Source organism: Mycobacterium noviomagense (assembly GCF_010731635.1).
Lineage (GTDB): Bacteria > Actinomycetota > Actinomycetes > Mycobacteriales > Mycobacteriaceae > Mycobacterium > Mycobacterium noviomagense.
This window is the reverse complement of the sequence record NZ_AP022583.1, coordinates 3,005,128-3,022,142: the sequence shown is the minus strand read 5'-3', so window position 1 is coordinate 3,022,142 and position 17,015 is coordinate 3,005,128. Positions and strand designations below refer to the sequence as shown.

Here is a 17,015-nt window from a genome sequence, read left to right as displayed (position 1 = left end):
CCCCTCCTCCCAATCTAGAGGTTGTGACAGACAGACTGTTCTTCGGCGGCTCCGGCCTGGCCGCGAGCTGCGCCACCGATGAACCGCATCAATCAACAGCATTAAGCATTCCGCTATTTCCGGTGTCGTATTTGGCCTGAATCGCCCAAAGCCAGACCGCGGACCACTGGCCGTCAAAGCGGGGTTAGTGTGACGCCATGTCCCTCTCCGGTAAGACCATGTTCATCTCAGGTGCCAGCCGCGGAATCGGCCTGGCGATCGCCAAGCGCGTCGCACGCGACGGCGCCAACATCGCGCTGATCGCCAAGACCGCCGAGCCGCACCCGAAGCTGCCAGGCACTATTTACACCGCCGCCAAGGAGATTGAGGAGGCTGGCGGCAAGGCGCTGCCGATCGTCGGCGACATCCGCGACGGGGATGCGGTGGCCGCAGCGGTAGCCCAGACCGTGGAGCAGTTCGGCGGCATCGACATCTGCGTCAACAACGCGTCCGCAATCAACCTTGGATCCATCAAAGAGGTGCCGCTGAAGCGCTTCGACCTGATGAACGGCATCCAGGTGCGCGGCACCTACGCGGTGTCGCAGGCATGTATCCCGCACCTGACCGGCCGGGAGAACCCGCACATCCTGACGCTGTCGCCGCCGGTACTGCTCGATCCCAAGTGGCTCAAGCCGACGCCGTACATGATGGCCAAGTTCGGGATGACGCTGTGCGCGCTGGGCATGGCCGAGGAACTGCGCGAGGACGGGATCGCTTCGAACACGCTCTGGCCGCGCACGCTGGTGGCCACTGCCGCAGTGCAGAACCTGTTCGGCGGCGATGAGGCGATGGCGCGGGCGCGCAAGCCGGACGTGTATGCCGACGCGGCGTACGTCATCCTCAACAAACCCGCCACCGAGTTCACGGGCAACACCCTGTTCTGCGAGGACGTGCTGGTCGAGTCAGGGGTGACTGACCTGTCGGTCTACGACTGCACGCCCGGGGGCAACCTGCAGGTCGACCTCTGGGTGGAAACCGCCAACCCGCCCGGATACCGCGCGCCGTAACCAGCTTCGCCGCGAGCAGACGCGAAAGCACCCGACACGCCGGCCAGATGAGGGCTTTTGCGTCTGCTCGTCGAGACTAAAGCAGGGTCGGCTGTTCGGGTTGCGGCTCGGCCGGCTCGATCAGCTCGGGTCCGTTGTTGCGCACGTTGTTGACCAGGGTCGATATCTGGCGCATGCGGATGCCCCGCACGTCGGGCGGGGTTTCCAGCAGCTTGCGATCCGGCGGGGCGTCGGGGTCCAGCCACCGGTCCCAGTCGCTTTCGGCCACGACCAGCGGCATCCGGTCATGGATGCGGGCCAGCTCGCCGACCGCGTCGGTAGTGATGATCGAGCAGGTCAGCAATGGCGGCGCGTCTTCGGCAGGCTTCCACACTGACCACAGGCCCGCCATGAACAGCGGTTCGCCGTCTTCGCGGTAGATGAAATACGGCGTTTTGCGGGCTTTTTTGCCCGGCTCGCGATTGGCGTGCCATTCGAAAAATCCGTCCATCGGCACCAGGCACCGCTTGGATTTCGCGCTGGCGCGAAACGCCGGCGAGCTGGTGACTTTGTCGGCGCGGGCGTTGATCAGCTGCGGCCCCTTGGAATCTGGCGCGCCGTCGGGCCCCGGCTTGACCCACGGCGGAATCAGCCCCCAGCGCATCAGCCGCACTCGCCGCGTCGGTTCGTCCTCGGGCTCGTCGTGGCGACGAACCACGGTCGCGATCGTCGTCGTCGGCGCCACGTTGTAGTTCGGCGCGGTCTGTGCAGCGTCAGAGCCGGTGGCCTCGTCGATCGCCTTGATCTTCTCGGCCAGCTTCGCCGGATCGGTCGTCATCGCGAATCGTCCGCACATACCTTCCATAGTGCCGGGCCTATCCGCAGGACAGCCGCCGACAAGCCATGATGGAGCTGTGACCAGCCAGCTTTGGACGGCGCCCTGCACGCCCTCACCGGTGTCTGCGACCGTGACCGTGCCCGGCTCGAAGTCGCAGACCAACCGGGCTTTGGTGCTGTCGGCGCTGGCGGCCGCGAGCGGCCAGGGCGCCTCGTCGATCGGGGGCGCGCTGCGCAGCCGTGACACCGATTTGATGATCGGGGCGCTCACTACTTTGGGCGTGCACGTCGACGGATCCGGCACGGACCTGACCGTCAGCGGCGGGCTCGCCCCGGGTCCCAACGCCCGGATCGACTGCGGGCTGGCCGGGACGGTGCTGCGGTTCGTGCCGCCACTGGCGGCGCTGACCGACGCGACGGTGGAGTTCGACGGCGACGAACAGGCCCGCGCCCGGCCGATCGCGCCGTTGCTGACTGCGCTGCGCGGGTTGGGTGTCGACGTCGACGGCGACGGCCTGCCGTTTCGGGTGCGGGGCGCGGGCCAGGTCACCGGCGGCACGGTCCGCATCGATGCGTCCGCGTCGTCGCAGTTCGTGTCGGGCCTGCTGCTGTGCGCCGCTGCGTTCAGCGAGAGGCTCATCGTCGAGCACACCGGACCGACCCTGCCGTCGGCGCCGCACATCGCCATGACGGTGGCGATGCTGCGCCAAGCCGGGGTCGACGTCGACGATTCGACGCCGAATCGTTGGCAGGTGCGGCCCACCGCGGTGGCAGCTCGGCATTGGGACATCGAGCCGGACCTGTCCAACGCGGTTCCGTTCCTGGCGGCGGCCGTGGTCAGCGGCGGCGCCGTGCGAATCACCGACTGGCCGTCTATCAGCATCCAGCCGGCCGACATCATCCTGGATATCTTGAAGCGGCTTAATGCCGTTGTACTACAAGCGGCTTCGTATCTGGAGGTGCGCGGGCCGCGGGAGTACGGCGGCTTCGACGTCGACTTGCGCGAGGTCGGCGAGCTGACGCCGACGGTGGCCGTGCTCGCGGCGCTGGCCGCCCCAGGATCGGTGTCCAGACTCACCGGCATCGCGCATCTACGTGGCCACGAAACCGACCGGCTCGCGGCACTGAGCACCGAGATCAACCGGCTCGGCGGAAATTGCGAGCAGACACCCGACGGTCTGGTGATCACCGCGACCCCACTGCGCGCGGGCGTTTGGCATTCCTACGCCGACCACCGGATGGCGACAGCGGGCGCCATCGTCGGCCTTCGGGTAGCCGGGGTGGAGGTGGAAGACATCGGCACCACCGCCAAGACACTGCCCGGCTTTCCGCAACTGTGGGCCGACATGCTGCCCATTCAGGGGTCTTCGGCTTGAGGCCAGGCGACTTCGACGAGTCCGACGTCAAGGTCCGCCCCGGACGAGGCTCGCGCCCGCGCACGAAGGTCCGCCCCGAACACTCCGACGCGCAGCTGGCCATGGTGGTCAGCGTCGACCGCGGGCGCTGGCGGTGTGCGCTCGACGGCGATCCGGACCTTCGCGTCACCGCCATGCGGGCACGCGAGTTGGGCCGCACCCCGATCGTCGTCGGCGACGACGTCGACGTCGTGGGCGATCTGTCCGGGCGGCCGGACACCCTGGCGCGCATCGTGCGCCGCGGACCCCGGCGAACAGTGTTGCGACGCACCGCCGATGACACCGATCCCACCGAACGGGTGGTGGTCGCCAACGCCGACCAACTGATGATCGTGGTGGCGCTGGCCGACCCGCCGCCACGCACCGGCCTGGTGGACCGGGCGCTGATAGCTGCGTACGCCGGTGGGCTGCAACCGGTCCTGTGCCTGACCAAAACCGATCTCGCGCCGGCTGGGCCGTTCGCCGAGGAATTTGCCGACCTCGAGCTGGCCGTGGTCGCGGCCGGTCGCGACGATCCGCTGGATGCAGCGGTGGAGCTGCTTGCCGGAAGGCTCACCGTGCTGCTCGGCCACTCCGGGGTCGGCAAGTCGACTCTGGTCAATCGCCTTGTGCCAGAGGCGAACCGGGCTGTCGCTGAGGTGACAAACATCGGTAAGGGGCGGCACACCTCGACGCAGTCGGTGGCGTTGCCGCTACCGGGCGGCGGCTGGGTGATCGACACGCCGGGTATCCGCTCGTTCGGGTTGGCCCACATCGCACCCGACGACGTGCTGATGGCCTTTACCGATCTGGCAGAGACGATTCAGGACTGCCCCCGCGGATGCGGTCACATGGGACCACCCGCCGACCCGGAGTGCGCGCTGGACGCTCTCAGTGGACCCGCTGCGCGGCGTGTCGCCGCGGCCCGGCGGCTGTTGGCTGCGTTACGCGAGACATAGGCCGAGAGTGCGTGTTTGTACAGCGACGCGCCGCTCATGGCGTACAACTGCGCACGCTCGCGCGAAAGGGCTTTAGCTCGCCAGCGCGGTCAGGTCGGGGCGCCCGCCGAGCCGCTGCACGGTGGAACTGGCTGCGGCGACGGCCAACTCGCCGGCCGCAGGTGGCGGCGCATCTTTGCGCAGGGCGGCGATCAGGCCGGCGACAAACGCGTCGCCGGCGCCGGTGGGATCGACCACCTCAACTTTAGACAGCGGGAAGAGCCGGCTGCCGTCACGCCAGACGATCAGATCACCAGCGTCGGGGATGGCCACAGCGACCAACTCCGGTCCGGCGTCGAGCAATCGGCGGGCCCAATCCGTTGCGGCATCTTCCGAGTCGACGGCCTCACCGGCCATCAACTCGGCCTCCTTGGCGTCGGCGCGGATGACCTGCACCCATTCCATCAGCTCATCGCGGATGCTCTCCTCAGGAGCCCCGTCGGCCACCACTCGTGCTCCACGCTCGTGGGCGCGGCGGGCAGCCGCCAGCACGGTTTCAGGCGGCTGCTGCAGTTGCAGCGACACGATGTCGGCCCCCTCGAAGACAGCGGCTGACCGGTCGAGGTCGTCGACGGTGACCAACGAGCTGTCCGGGATGTCTTCCAACAGCCGCCGGTTGCCTGGTGCGTCGACCAGGTCGACCAGCAGTGCGGTGTCGCCCCGCTGGGCGACTCCGCGGATGTCGATGCCGTCGTCAGAAGCTTGTCGCAGCACCGCGGCTCCCGGCGGGTCGTCGCCGACCACACCGATCAGAGCGACCGGCACACCGAGTTGGGCGAGGCCAACCGCCTGATTGGCGCCCTTGCCGCCCAACATTTCGCGCCGCTCCACGACTGGCGCGGATCCGCCGCTCTCGGGCAATTCGGCGCAACGCAACACCAGATCACGGCCGATCTGGCCGACCACGACGACACTCATGGTGTCTGAGTGCCCGTCGTCGGCTCAGTTGACGCGCGGCACTCAGACGAGCACTCAGGCGGCCAGGTCGTCGCCGAGTTGGGCGGCGAGTGCCTTGGCACGCTTGCTCCGTCGCCAGCCCCGGACGGTGGCGATCGCGGTCTTCAGCCCGCGACGGCGACCGGTGGCCGGATCGGTGCCGCCGAAGCCCTCGAGCTCGGCGAACATCCGCTCGCTGCGAGTCTCCGGAGCGTTGTCGGCGGTGTCGCGCAGATATTTGTTCGGCAGCGACAGCTTGGCGATGGTCCGCCACGTCTTCGCGTACTGCAGCAGGAACGGGCCGGTCGTGTACGGCAGGTCGTACTTGTCGCAGACCTCACGCACCCGCACGGATATCTCGGCGAGCCGGTTGCTCGGCAGGTCGGGATACAGGTGGTGTTCGATCTGGTGGCACAGGTTGCCGCTCATGAACCGCATCACCGGCCCGGCGTTGAAGTTGGCACTGCCCAGCATCTGCCGCAGGTACCACTGCCCTTTGGACTCGCCGGCCATGTCGGTCTTGGTGAACTTCTCGGCTCCGTCGGGGAAATGCCCGCAGAAGATCACCGCATTGGACCACAGGTTACGGATCACGTTGGCCGCCAGGTTGGCCTTCAGCGTGGACATGTACGTCGCTTCCGGCGACAGGGAGGTCAGCGCCGGGAATGCGACATAGTCCTTGACGAGCTGCCGACCGGCCTTGCGCCCGAACTCATGGATCCGAGCCCGGGTCTCCTCCGGGGCCGCCCGGCCTTTGAAGATCTTGCCGAGCTCCACGTGCTGCAAGCCGACGCCCCATTCGAACGCGACCGCGAGCATCGTGTTGAATACCAGGTTGAACAGGTTGTGGCGCTTCCAGCGCTGGTCGCGGGTGACGCGCAGCAGACCGTAGCCGACGTCGTCGTCCATGCCGAGGATGTTGGCGTACTTGTGGTGCACGAAGTTGTGGTTGTACCGCCAGTGCTTGGAGGCCCCGAGGTTGTCCCACTCCCAGGTTGTCGAGTGGATCTCGGGGTCGTTCATCCAATCCCACTGGCCGTGCATGACGTTGTGGCCGATCTCCATGTTCTCGACGATCTTGGCCACACCCAGCGTTACTGCGCCTGCCCACCATGCCGTGCGTCGTGAGCTGGCGGCCAGCAACAGGCGACCGGCCACTTCGAGTGCGCGCTGCGCTGCGATGGTGCGGCGGATGTAGCGGGCGTCCCGCTCGCCGCGGGAATCTTCGATGTCCTGGCGGATTGCGTCCAGTTCGACGGCCAAGTTCTCGATGTCGGCATCCGTGAGATGGGCGAATACCTCGATGTCAGTGACGGCCATACATTGCCTTCCTGCAGTCGTGGACTCGCTGACCTACGCTATCGTAACCTACGAAACCGTAAGTTACCACCGGGTAGCGGCTAAGAATCGCTTAAATATCGAGGACGCAGTCACCGGACGCGGCCGAAACACAGGTCTGAACCCGCGTGCCGGGTTCGTGTTCCACCCCGGTCCTCAGGTCGCGGACGTGGCCGTCGGCCAGCGGGATCACGCACGATCGGCAGATGCCCATCCGGCAGCCGAACGGCATCTGCACACCCGCCCGCTCGCCGGCGTCCATCAACGACGTCGCCGCATCCGCCACAACGGTGCGACCACTACGGGCGAAGGTGACTGTCCCGCCCGCGCCGGCGGGCGCTGCCCGGGACACCGCGAACCGCTCCAAGTGCAGCCGCTCGGCCATACCCGCCGACGACCAGACCTTCTCCGCCTGGTTCAGCATGCCTTCAGGGCCGCACGCCCAGGTCTGCCGGTTCCGCCAGTCGGCCACTTCTTCATCGAGATGCGCGAGGTCGAGCCGGCCTTGGGTGCGAGTCGTGCGCAGCCGCAGCTGGTAGCCCTCGTGTTCGCGTTGCAGCTCGGCGAGTTCGGCGGCAAACATCACGTCGGATTCGGTCGGCGCCGAATGCAGGTGCACGATGTCGGTGATCTGGTCACGGCGCACCAGCGTCCGCAGCATCGACATGACCGGCGTGATGCCGCTTCCCGCGGTCAGAAACAGGATGGCCGGCGGCGCCGGGTTGGGCAGTACAAAATTCCCCTGCGGCTCGGCAAGCCGGACGATCGTCCCGGCCGCGACACCCTCAACGAGGTGGGTGGACAGAAAGCCTTCCGGCATGGCCTTGACGGTGATCGTCACCGTGCGCGACGCCGTCACCGGGCTTGACGTCAGCGAATACGACCGCCACCGCCAACGCCCGTCCACCAGCAACCCGATGCCGATGTACTGACCGGGCTGGTAGTCGAAGCTGAAGCCCCAGCCGGGTTTGATGACCAGGGTGGCCGAGTCGCGCGTCTCGCGGCGGACCTCGACGACCCGACCCCGCAGTTCGCGGGCCGACCACAGCGGGTTGGCCAGGTGCAGATAGTCGTCGGGCAACAGTGGCGTGGTGATCCTGGTGGCGATCCGGCGCAGCATGTTCCAGCCCGGATGTTTGTCCGCGCCGACGACGCTCGGCTGTTCAGTGTCGACGACGTCGGCGGTGATTTTCGCGATCTTCTTCTTCGTTGGTTCCATAGGAAGCTCCTGCTGACTGTGCGGCATGCGGCTTCCGCCCACCCGATTAACCTACGGTACCGTAACCTACGGCTCCGTATCCAGCTTGGCTACAGCAGCTCCAGCAGGAACGGCAGCTCCTGAGCGGCGTACCAGGCCAGATCGTGGTCCTGGGCGTCGCCGACCAGCAGTTCGGCATCCTCGTCGCCCAAGTCGGCGGCGTCGATGACCGCGATCGCCGCTCTCACAGCGGCTTCCGCCGCCGCATTGTCGACAAAAACGGCGACGACGTCATCGATGGCAACCGGTCCACCCAGCCGTACCACCGCGTGGTCGAGATCCGGGCGAAGCGTCGCATCGTCGACATCGGCGACCAGTACCGCGCGCCGAGGTGGCAACTCGTCGTCGGAGTCCTCGGAGCCGGTGGCCAGCAGCCGCAGCGAAGCCAGTGCGGCCTCGCGCAGCGCGACCTCGCCGAGTTCGTCGTCGTCACCCTCGGCATAGGACTCGCGCAGCGCCGGTGTGACCGCGAATGCGGTACCGTTGACGGGCCGCAGTGAACCGTCGGCGACCAACCGCTGCAGCATCGCCAGCGTCGCCGGGACGTAGACCCGCATCAGCTGACTGTAACGGCCTACCCGCGCTCGGCCAGCAACGTTGCGACGTGATCGTCGACATACCTCGACAATTCGCGCGGCGGACGCTGATAGTTGCCACTGAGCACCGGGCGGGCGGGCAGCTTCACTTTCGGCTTTTCGACTTCCTGGTAGTCGATCGTGGACAGCAGATGCGCCATCATGTTGAGCCGCGCGTGCCTCTTGATATCGGATTCCACGACATACCAAGGGCTGAGCGGAGTGTCGGTGTGCACCATCATTTCGTCTTTGGCGCGCGAATAGTCTTCCCATCGGTACAGCGATTCCAGGTCCATCGGGCTGAGCTTCCATTGCCGCACCGGGTCGTTCAGCCGCGCCTTGAACCGGCGCAACTGCTCGTCTTCGGACACCGAAAACCAGTACTTGCGCAGCAAGATCCCGTCTTCGATCAGCATCTGCTCGAAAATCGGTGTCTGGCGCAAAAACAGGGCATGCTCTTGCGGCGTACAGAAACCCATGACTTTCTCAACGCCGGCGCGGTTGTACCAGGACCGGTCGAAAAGCACGATCTCACCTTTGGCGGGCAGCTGCGCGATGTAGCGCTGGTAATACCACTGGCCGCGTTCGCGATCGCTAGGAGCGGGCAATGCGGCGATGCGCGCAACCCGGGGATTGAGGTATTCGGTGATCCGCTTGATCGTGCCGCCCTTGCCGGCTCCGTCGCGGCCTTCGAAGATCACTGCGATACGGGCGCCGGAATCGCGTACCCACTCCTGCAATTCCACGAATTCCGTTTGCAACCGGAACAATTCGGCCTCGTAGAGGTCGTCGGGAATTTTCGCCGCCTTGGGCTTCGCCTTCGCCTTGGCGGAATTCTTGCTCACACCAGCAAATGGTAGGTGCGTGCGTCGACTACTTTGCGGCTTCCAGCAATTCTTCGAGCGACTCAGCTAACAGCGACGGCAGCACGTCGACGTCGCTCATCGCCTCGCGGTCGGCGTTGATCCCGAAATACAGCATGCCGTTGTAGGACGTCACACCGATGGCCAGCACCTGGTTGTTCAGTAGCGGCGGAACTGCGTAGGTCTCCAGCAGTTTGGCCCCGGCGATATACATCTGCGACTGCGCGCCGGGCGCGTTGGTGATCAGCAGGTTGAACAACCGCGCCGACATGCTGGTGGCCACCCGAATCCCCATGGCGTGCAAGGTCGGTGGCGCGAAACCCGACAGGGTGACAATGCTGTGGGCGTCGACCAGGCTGGCCGCGGTGGGGTGCGACTCGGTGGCATGGGCGATCTGGGACAGCCGTACCACGGCGTTGCCCTCCCCCACCGGCAAGTCGATCAGGAACGGCGTCACCTGGCTGATCGCCTGGCCGGGGCTGGAGACGTCGAACTCGTCGTCGGGGTAGACCGACATCGGCGCCATCGCGCGGATAGCTGCGGGCGGGGCCACCACCTCACCACGCGACAGCAGCCAGTTCCGCAGTGCGCCGGCGATGACCGCCAGCACCACGTCGTTGACGTCGCAGTCATAGCGTGCCCGTATCGCGCGGTAGTCCTCGAGCCGCCCGCGAGCGACCGTGAACCGCCGGTTGCGCGACACCGGGGCATTGAGCGGGCTGCTGGGCGCCGTGCCGCGCGCGACCGTGCGCACGACGTTGACCAGCCGCCGGCCCACGTCGATCAACAGCCCCGAATTGGTTACCGCCTCGATAAGGCCGGAGCGGACGGCCTGCAGCTGAGCCCCGGGCCGCGACACCCAGTCGCCGATGGCGCCCAAGAGCAGACGGGTGGTGCCAGGGTCGCGGCCAGGTACCCAGAAGTCCTCGGGGAACGTCGGCGGCCGTCGCGTCCGGTCGGCGATGACGTGGCCGATCTCCAGGGCATTCATGCCGTTGATCAGTGCTTGGTGCGACTTCGTGTAGAGCGCGATGCGGTTCTTGGCCAGCCCTTCGACCAGGTACATCTCCCACAGCGGGCGGGACTTGTCCAACGGCCGGGCAGCCAGCCGGGCGATCAGCTCGTGCAGCTGCTCGTCGCTGCCCGGAGAGGGGAGCGCGGAGCGCCGGATGTGGTAGGTGATGTCGAAGTCACGGTCGTCGATCCACACCGGCCTGGCCAAGTTCATCGTGACTTCGCGGACTTTCTGCCGGTAGCGCGGGATTTGCGCCAGCCGCTGCTCGACGGTTTCCAGCAGCGTTTCGTAGCTCAGCCCGGTGCGCGGGCGCCGCAGGATCGACAGCGAGCCGACATACATCGGCGTGGCGGTGTTCTCCAGCCGATAGAAGGACGCGTCCGACGTGGACAACCGCGGCACAGCCCGTCCCCCTTGATGTTTCGTGCACTTCACCTACCGGTCGTCGCTCACCGTAACCGGCAGCTCAGGGGCTGTGCAGGGCGGGTACGCGGAAACGCCGATTGTGCGATGATCATCACACGCGGCGATCGCAAGCGTTGCGCAGCCAGGCGCAGCGGGTCGCCGCAACACAAACGTCTGCCACTCTCCAGCAGGCCTGCTCCTGTTCGACCGACCGCTGGAGGCTGCACTCTTGACCATTGATCTCGACCGCTGCGCTGCCGTCGTGCCCGTCGTCGACTACGAGCCGCCGCCGCGCGACGTGCAGCACTGCAGGCCGGTTTCCTCGGCGGCGCTGCGGCGTCCCGGCCTGCGGGCATCAGGCCGCTCAGCCGGCCACCACCCGGCAGCGGCGATGTCGCCGACGCTGCGGGCGGCGGCGGATTTCGCCGATGCAGCGCTACGCCGTGTACTGGAAGTCATCGACCGGCGCCGGCCGGTCGCCCAATTGCGACCGCTGCTGACACCGGGACTTGTCGAGTCGGTGCTCGCGCTCAGCCCCGGTTCGCCCCGGGGCCACGGGGCAGCGGTGCTGCGCCGGGTCCGGCTACAAGCCGTCGGACCGGACGACGCGGCGAACGCGGTCGAGGTGTTCGGCACCTACAGTCGGGGCCGGCGGGTACATGCCATCGCCTGCCGCGTCGAACGAGTGGCCGAGGGAAACGGCTGGCAAGTGGTGGCCTTGCACATCGGTTGACCGGCGCGCTCAACCTCCCGTCGGCTCCACGAACACGCGGCCCATCGCGAAGACCCCCCGCTGGGGGAAATAGAAGTCGGCCATGTGCGCTTGCTCGGCGAGTGGCCCGACCGGGCCGAGGTCCTCGCCTTCAACGACTGCGGTGCTTTCGGTGACACACCAGATCCGCAGCGGATTGGCATCGAAGTGCTGGCCGTTGGACGTCTGGCCGCTCAGCCTGAGCTTGCCGACGCCGAGAACTGGCCCCGCGACATGGCCCATGAGTGAGAGGAACGAACGCGAACGCCACAACCGGTCGGGCGTCGCGGACCCAATCAGATTCATTGCGCGAGTCACCGGCGTGGAGCCGAGCTGGATCGTCCAGTCGACCGCGGGGCCGTCGACGGTACGAATCCGCAACCGCCGCGGCGTTTCCCAATCCAGCCCGATCGATGCCAGTCGGTTGCGCTGCACGTCGGCACCGAAGTAGCGGCTACACGCGACGTCGCAGGGCGCCGACTCGTAGAACGTCCACCTGCCGGCCGGATCACGATGCCAGATGGACGTGAAGCCCGGGCCCACGGACGACGCGGTCCATCGGCGCAAACCGAGCACGTGCCCCGAACGAAAGGCCAAGCCCATCACTCCGTAACCGGAAACCCGCTCGCAGGTCGCCGCGGGCAGTATCGGATAGTCCTCGGCGTGGCGGGCGAACTCCGCGGGCTCGGTCATGTTGACGGTCGTAGTCATGCCCACGATGCTGCAGCGCGCGCGGCGCGGGCACATGAGGCGTTTGCCTCAAATCCTCGACGTAAAGGGCGGTTACCGCTTCTTCGCTGATTTCGGCGGCTTCGGTCCGCGGCCTTGCCGGCGTGCGGCTTCCCGTCGCTCGCGTCGACTACCGCCGCCAGGCACCCCGGCCGGCGCCTTCTGCGCGCCGCCATTGCGCTGCACTTGAGCCGACCCGTCCTCGGCCGGACCGGAATACGTCAAGGCGGGCGATTCGGTGTCAATACCCTTGGCGCGCACGGTGTTCGGGGCTGCTTCGCGGGCTCCGACGCCGACGCGCTGTTGCGCGGTGGCTGCCGCGGCGGTGGCGAACTCGGCAAGGTCTTCCGCATCTGCCACTGGTGCGGCCTCCGGTGCGGGCACCGGCTCGACCGCGACGTTGAACAAGAAGCCGACCGACTCCTCTTTCAACCCCTCGAGCATGGCTACGAACATGTCGTAGCCCTCGCGCTGGTATTCGACCAGCGGATCGCGTTGGGCCATCGCGCGCAGGCCGATGCCCTCTTTGAGGTAGTCCATCTCGTAGAGGTGTTCGCGCCACTTGCGGTCGATGACGTTGAGCAGCACGCTGCGCTCCAGCTGGCGCATCGCCCCGTCGCCGGCCAACGCTTCGATCTCCGCTTCCCTTGCGGCGTAAGCTCTTTCGGCGTCTTTGAGCAGCGCGTCCAGCAGTTCCTCGCGGGTGAGCTCTCCGGGCTCGCCGACCGCGTCGGGGTTGAACAGATCCTTGTGGTCAATGCCGACCGGATACAGCGTCTTCAGCGCATCCCACAGCTTGTCCAGATCCCAGTCCTCGGCGTAGCCTTCGGCCGTCGCGCCGTTGACGTAGGCGGTGATGACGTCGCGCACCATGTCGAGCGCCTGCTCTTTGAGGTTCTCGCCTTCCAGGATGCGGCGGCGTTCCTCGTAGATCACCTTGCGCTGCTGGTTCATCACCTCGTCGTATTTGAGGACGTTCTTGCGGACCTCGAAGTTCTGCTGCTCGACTTGGGTCTGCGCGCTCTTGATCGCGCGGGTCACCATCTTCGCTTCGATCGGCACGTCGTCGGGCAGGTTTAGCCGGTTGAGCATCGCCTCAAGGGCGGCGCCGTTGAAGCGGCGCATCAGTTCGTCTCCCAGCGACAGGTAGAACCGCGACTCGCCGGGGTCGCCCTGGCGACCGGAGCGACCGCGCAGCTGGTTGTCGATGCGCCGGGCCTCATGCCGTTCGGTGCCCAGCACGTAAAGACCACCGGCCTCGATCACTTCCTTGGCCTCTTTGGCGGCCTCGGCTTTGACAATGGGCAGCTCTTCGTGCCAGGCCTCTTCGTATTCGTCCGGGGTCTCCACCGGGTCGAGGCCGCGCTCGCGCAGCCGCTTGTCGGTGAGGAAGTCGACGTTGCCGCCGAGCACGATGTCGGTGCCGCGGCCGGCCATGTTGGTCGCGACGGTGACGGCACCGCGCCGGCCGGCCTCGGCGATGATGCCAGCTTCCTGTTCGTGGTATTTGGCGTTGAGGACGTTGTGCGGGATGCGGCGCTTCGTCAGCAGCCGCGACAGGTACTCCGACTTTTCGACGCTGGTCGTGCCGATCAGCACCGGCTGGCCCTTCTCGTAGCGCTCGGCGATGTCGTCGACGACCGCGAGGAACTTGGCTTCCTCGGTCTTGTAGATCAGGTCGGACTGGTCGGCGCGGATCATCGGCTTGTTGGTCGGGATGCTGACGACGCCGAGCTTGTAGATCTCGTGCAGCTCGGCGGCCTCCGTTTGCGCGGTGCCGGTCATGCCGGCGAGCTTGTCGTAGAGCCGGAAGTAGTTCTGCAGCGTGATGGTGGCCAGCGTCTGGTTCTCGGCCTTGATCTCGACGTGCTCTTTCGCCTCGATGGCCTGGTGCATGCCCTCGTTGTAGCGGCGGCCGTAGAGCACGCGGCCGGTGAACTCGTCGACGATCAGCACCTCGCCGTCGCGGACGATGTAGTCCTTGTCGCGGTGGAACAGCTCCTTGGCTTTCAGCGCGTTGTTGAGGTAGCTGACCAGCGGCGAGTTCGCGGCTTCGTAGAGGTTGTCGATGCCGAGCTGGTCTTCGACGAACTCGACGCCGATCTCGTGCACGCCGATGGTGCGCTTGCGCAGGTCGACCTCGTAGTGGACGTCCTTTTGCATCAGCGGGGCGATGCGGGCGAACTCGGTGTACCAGTTGGTGCCGCCCTCGGCCGGGCCGGAGATGATCAGCGGGGTGCGTGCCTCGTCGATCAGGATGGAGTCGACCTCGTCGACGATTGCGTAGTGGTGCCCGCGCTGGACACATTCCTCCAGCGAATGCGCCATGTTGTCGCGCAGGTAGTCGAAGCCGAACTCGTTGTTGGTGCCGTAGGTGATGTCGGCGGCGTAGGCGGCGCGGCGCTCGTCGGGGCCCATGCCGGCCAGGATCACGCCGACGCCCAGGCCGAGGAACCGGTGCACACGGCCCATCCACTCGCTGTCGCGTTTGGCCAGGTAGTCGTTGACCGTGACGATGTGGACACCCTGGCCGCCGATCGCGTTGAGGTAGGCCGGCAGCACCGAGGTCAGCGTCTTTCCTTCACCGGTCTTCATCTCGGCGACGTTGCCGAAGTGCAGCGCCGCCGCGCCCATCACCTGCACATGGAAGGGACGCTGGTCGAGCACTCGCCAGGCTGCCTCACGGGCCACCGCGAACGCCTCGGGCAGCAGGTCATCCAGGCTTTCCCCGTCGGCGTGACGCTTCTTGAACTCGTCGGTCTTGGCCCGCAGCTCGGCGTCGGTGAGCTTGGCGACGTCGTCGGACAAGGAGTCGACATAGTCGGCGACCCGCGCCAGGCGTTTGACCATGCGACCTTCACCAAGGCGCAGCAACTTCGACAGCACAGCTATGTCCCCTGTGGGTAGGCGGAGTTTCGGGCGTCCTCCATGGTAGGGGACGAGGTGGCGGTGTCCCCGATCCTCAGGCCAGCCGGATCAGGCCGTAGTCGTAGCCGCGCCGGCGGTAGACGACTGAGGGCTTATCGGTCTCCTTGTCGTGGAACAAGAAGAAGTCGTGGCCGACGAGCTCCATCTCATACAGCGCGTCGTCGACCGACATGGGTTTGGCGGGATGCTCCTTGACCCGCACGATCTGGCCGGGCTCGTGGTCGGTGACGGGGCCGTCGTGTGTGTGCGACGCCGTTTCCTCGGTGCTGAACGCCGCTTCGTCGTCGGTGAGCACCGGTTCGGGAGCGCGCGCCGTTCTAAGGGCGGGCGCCGCTTCGAGGGTGGGCGCCGCCGGGGCGACATCACACAACGCGACCGGGGTTTTGTCGCCGTAGTGGACTTTGCGGCGGTCTTTGACCCGTCGCAGGCGGTTCTCCAGTTTGTCGACGGCCGTCTCGAAGGCGGCGTAGAAGCTGTTAGCGCAGGCCTCGGCACGCTTCACCGGCCCCCGACCGCGAGCGGTGATTTCGACCCGTTGACACGACTTGCGCTGACGCCGGTTGGGCGCATGTTTGAGCTCGACGTCGAAAAGATAGATGGAACGATCGAGCCGCTCGAGGCGGGCGAGTTTCTGCGAGACGTAGACGCGGTAATGATCGGGGATCTCGACGTTGCGGCTCTTGACGACCACCTCAGCTCGGGGTGCCGGTTCGGCCTGCTCGTCTGTGTCGGCCAGTGCCTGGCCGGAATCCACGGTTTGCCTTGACATTCTTGACAACTCGTTTCTCTCGCGTCGCACGCGTTCGCGTGCCCGGCTTGCAGATGCGCGCCGACGGGGTTCACGGATTTCTATGCAGGCCGCCCGCCGGTGCAAGGGTGTCGAGGACTCACCTCCTACCGTTGTCGGCGACGTGGCGCTTGCTTCTCTAGATGAGCGCCGCCGTGAGGTGTTCACGGATGCTTGACCCGACCGTAGCCCGTGTTCAGGTCCCAGTGCCAGTCCTTTCGTCCACCTGTTGCAAGTTGTTCACGATTGACCCAGGCGCCCCAGCACGGGGTTATCAGGCAGCGGCGATCGCGAGCACCGCGGCGACCCGTACGCCCGCGGTTTGAAGGACCCGGACGGACTCGCGGGCGGTCGCGCCGGTGGTGACGATGTCGTCGACCAGTAGGACCTCGTGACGGGTCGGCAGCCGGTGACGCCGCAGCAGCACCCGGCCCGCGATATTGCGCTCACGTGCGCTGGTGCCCAGGCCAGCGGAGTCGCGGGCGAACTCCTTCATCCGCAATGCCTGCGTCACCGCGATGTCGGGATGGCCGGCGACTGCCGCGGCTGCCATGCGCGCGACGGGGTCACCGCCGCGGCGACGCGCTGCCGACTTGCGCGTCGGCGCGGGCACGATCGTCAATGGGCTGTCGACCATGCCCCAGGTGAGCAGTCGATGCAGTCCAACGGCGAGCGCGTGCGCCCAGGGTCTGATGAGGTCGGTGCGACCGTGCTCCTTCATCGCCACGATCGCCTGCCGGCGGGCACCGGCATAGCGGCCGAGCGCGAACACGGGCACCTGCGGGTCGACGCGCGGGCTCACTACGTGCGGCGCATCCGGGGCTACCTCCAGCTCCTTGGCGCATGTTTCACACCAGCGCGTCGACGGCGCGCCGCAGCCGCCGCATTCCAACGGGAGGAAAAGATCGAGCATGCGTGAAGTGTGATGGGGAGGAGTGACAGCCAGGGCAATATGGCACTCCCTGCCGATCTCTAGTACCGGAACCTGGCCACGCCCTCCCCGAATTGGAACACCGACAGCGGGTCTGCTGCGTGGACCGGCTATGCGCACCGTGTCCGCGGACGCCTCGGATGGCGGCCTTCTGGCAGCTGGTGCCGATGCACCCCGGGCCTTGCGTTGAAGGGCCGGCTATGGAGCCAGACTGCCCCGGTTGCTCGCCGGCGAGGCGGGTAGGG

At 66.7% G+C, this 17,015-nt stretch carries 15 protein-coding genes; 4 read left to right on the top strand and 11 right to left on the bottom strand.

The window, feature by feature from the left end:
• Positions 1-197: 197 nt before the first annotated feature.
• Entirely contained in the window at positions 198-1,046 is an 849-nt protein-coding gene (locus G6N15_RS14160; protein ID WP_083086329.1) for an SDR family oxidoreductase, read from the top strand.
• 76 nt (positions 1,047-1,122) lie between these two features.
• Here G6N15_RS14160 and G6N15_RS14155 read toward each other — a convergent pair whose 3' ends face one another.
• Complete coding sequence (locus tag G6N15_RS14155) at positions 1,123-1,881, bottom strand: SOS response-associated peptidase (protein ID WP_083086448.1); 759 nt, start codon at positions 1,879-1,881, stop codon at positions 1,123-1,125.
• Between the two features lie 58 nt (positions 1,882-1,939).
• Between G6N15_RS14155 and aroA the strand changes: the two genes are divergently transcribed.
• Together aroA and rsgA are read left to right on the top strand one after the other, a co-directional pair.
• Entirely contained in the window at positions 1,940-3,238 is a 1,299-nt protein-coding gene (aroA, locus tag G6N15_RS14150; protein ID WP_139797738.1) for a 3-phosphoshikimate 1-carboxyvinyltransferase, read from the top strand.
• A complete protein-coding gene (gene rsgA, locus G6N15_RS14145) occupies positions 3,235-4,215 on the top strand; it encodes a ribosome small subunit-dependent GTPase A (protein ID WP_083086334.1) in 981 nt (326 codons plus the stop codon). Before aroA ends, rsgA begins: the two co-directional genes overlap by 4 nt.
• Before the next feature lie 72 nt (positions 4,216-4,287).
• Here rsgA and G6N15_RS14140 read toward each other — a convergent pair whose 3' ends face one another.
• The 6 genes from G6N15_RS14140 to G6N15_RS14110 all read right to left on the bottom strand — a co-directional run bounded on the left by G6N15_RS14140 (position 4,288) and on the right by G6N15_RS14110 (position 10,581).
• The gene (locus G6N15_RS14140; RefSeq protein ID WP_083086336.1) at positions 4,288-5,172 is read right to left on the bottom strand and encodes a ribokinase; all 885 of its coding nucleotides are present in this window, start codon (positions 5,170-5,172) and stop codon (positions 4,288-4,290) included.
• Positions 5,173-5,226: 54 nt separating this feature from the next.
• Positions 5,227-6,510, bottom strand: coding sequence for a fatty acid desaturase family protein (locus G6N15_RS14135; protein WP_083086339.1), 1,284 nt, complete (start codon positions 6,508-6,510; stop codon positions 5,227-5,229).
• 91 nt (positions 6,511-6,601) lie between these two features.
• The gene (locus tag G6N15_RS14130) at positions 6,602-7,747 is read right to left on the bottom strand and encodes a ferredoxin reductase (protein WP_083086342.1); all 1,146 of its coding nucleotides are present in this window, start codon (positions 7,745-7,747) and stop codon (positions 6,602-6,604) included.
• An 89-nt stretch (positions 7,748-7,836) separates the two neighbouring features.
• Positions 7,837-8,346 carry a DUF6912 family protein gene (locus G6N15_RS14125; protein ID WP_139797747.1) on the bottom strand — a complete coding sequence of 170 codons (510 nt, stop codon included), beginning with the start codon at positions 8,344-8,346 and terminating at the stop codon, positions 7,837-7,839.
• A gap of 14 nt (positions 8,347-8,360) precedes the next feature.
• A complete protein-coding gene (gene ppk2 / locus G6N15_RS14120) occupies positions 8,361-9,206 on the bottom strand; it encodes a polyphosphate kinase 2 (RefSeq protein ID WP_083086347.1) in 846 nt (281 codons plus the stop codon).
• A 28-nt stretch (positions 9,207-9,234) separates the two neighbouring features.
• Complete coding sequence (locus G6N15_RS14110) at positions 9,235-10,581, bottom strand: WS/DGAT/MGAT family O-acyltransferase (protein WP_232070468.1); 1,347 nt, start codon at positions 10,579-10,581, stop codon at positions 9,235-9,237.
• Between the two features lie 292 nt (positions 10,582-10,873).
• Here G6N15_RS14110 and G6N15_RS14105 point away from each other — a divergent pair, with 292 nt between their 5' ends.
• Entirely contained in the window at positions 10,874-11,377 is a 504-nt protein-coding gene (locus G6N15_RS14105) for an Rv3235 family protein (RefSeq protein ID WP_139797739.1), read from the top strand.
• Positions 11,378-11,386: 9 nt separating this feature from the next.
• On the opposite strand, the gene G6N15_RS14100 is transcribed toward G6N15_RS14105, so the two are convergent.
• The 4 genes from G6N15_RS14100 to G6N15_RS14085 form a co-directional block, all read right to left on the bottom strand.
• Positions 11,387-12,106, bottom strand: a complete 720-nt coding sequence (locus tag G6N15_RS14100) for a hypothetical protein (protein WP_232070235.1) — start codon at positions 12,104-12,106, stop codon at positions 11,387-11,389.
• 72 nt (positions 12,107-12,178) lie between these two features.
• Positions 12,179-15,010, bottom strand: a complete 2,832-nt coding sequence (secA, locus tag G6N15_RS14095) for a preprotein translocase subunit SecA (protein WP_083086354.1) — start codon at positions 15,008-15,010, stop codon at positions 12,179-12,181.
• A gap of 76 nt (positions 15,011-15,086) precedes the next feature.
• Positions 15,087-15,806, bottom strand: a complete 720-nt coding sequence (gene hpf / locus G6N15_RS14090) for a ribosome hibernation-promoting factor, HPF/YfiA family (protein WP_083086357.1) — start codon at positions 15,804-15,806, stop codon at positions 15,087-15,089.
• A gap of 307 nt (positions 15,807-16,113) precedes the next feature.
• Positions 16,114-16,752, bottom strand: a complete 639-nt coding sequence (locus G6N15_RS14085; RefSeq protein ID WP_083086359.1) for a ComF family protein — start codon at positions 16,750-16,752, stop codon at positions 16,114-16,116.
• Positions 16,753-17,015: the final 263 nt, after the last annotated feature.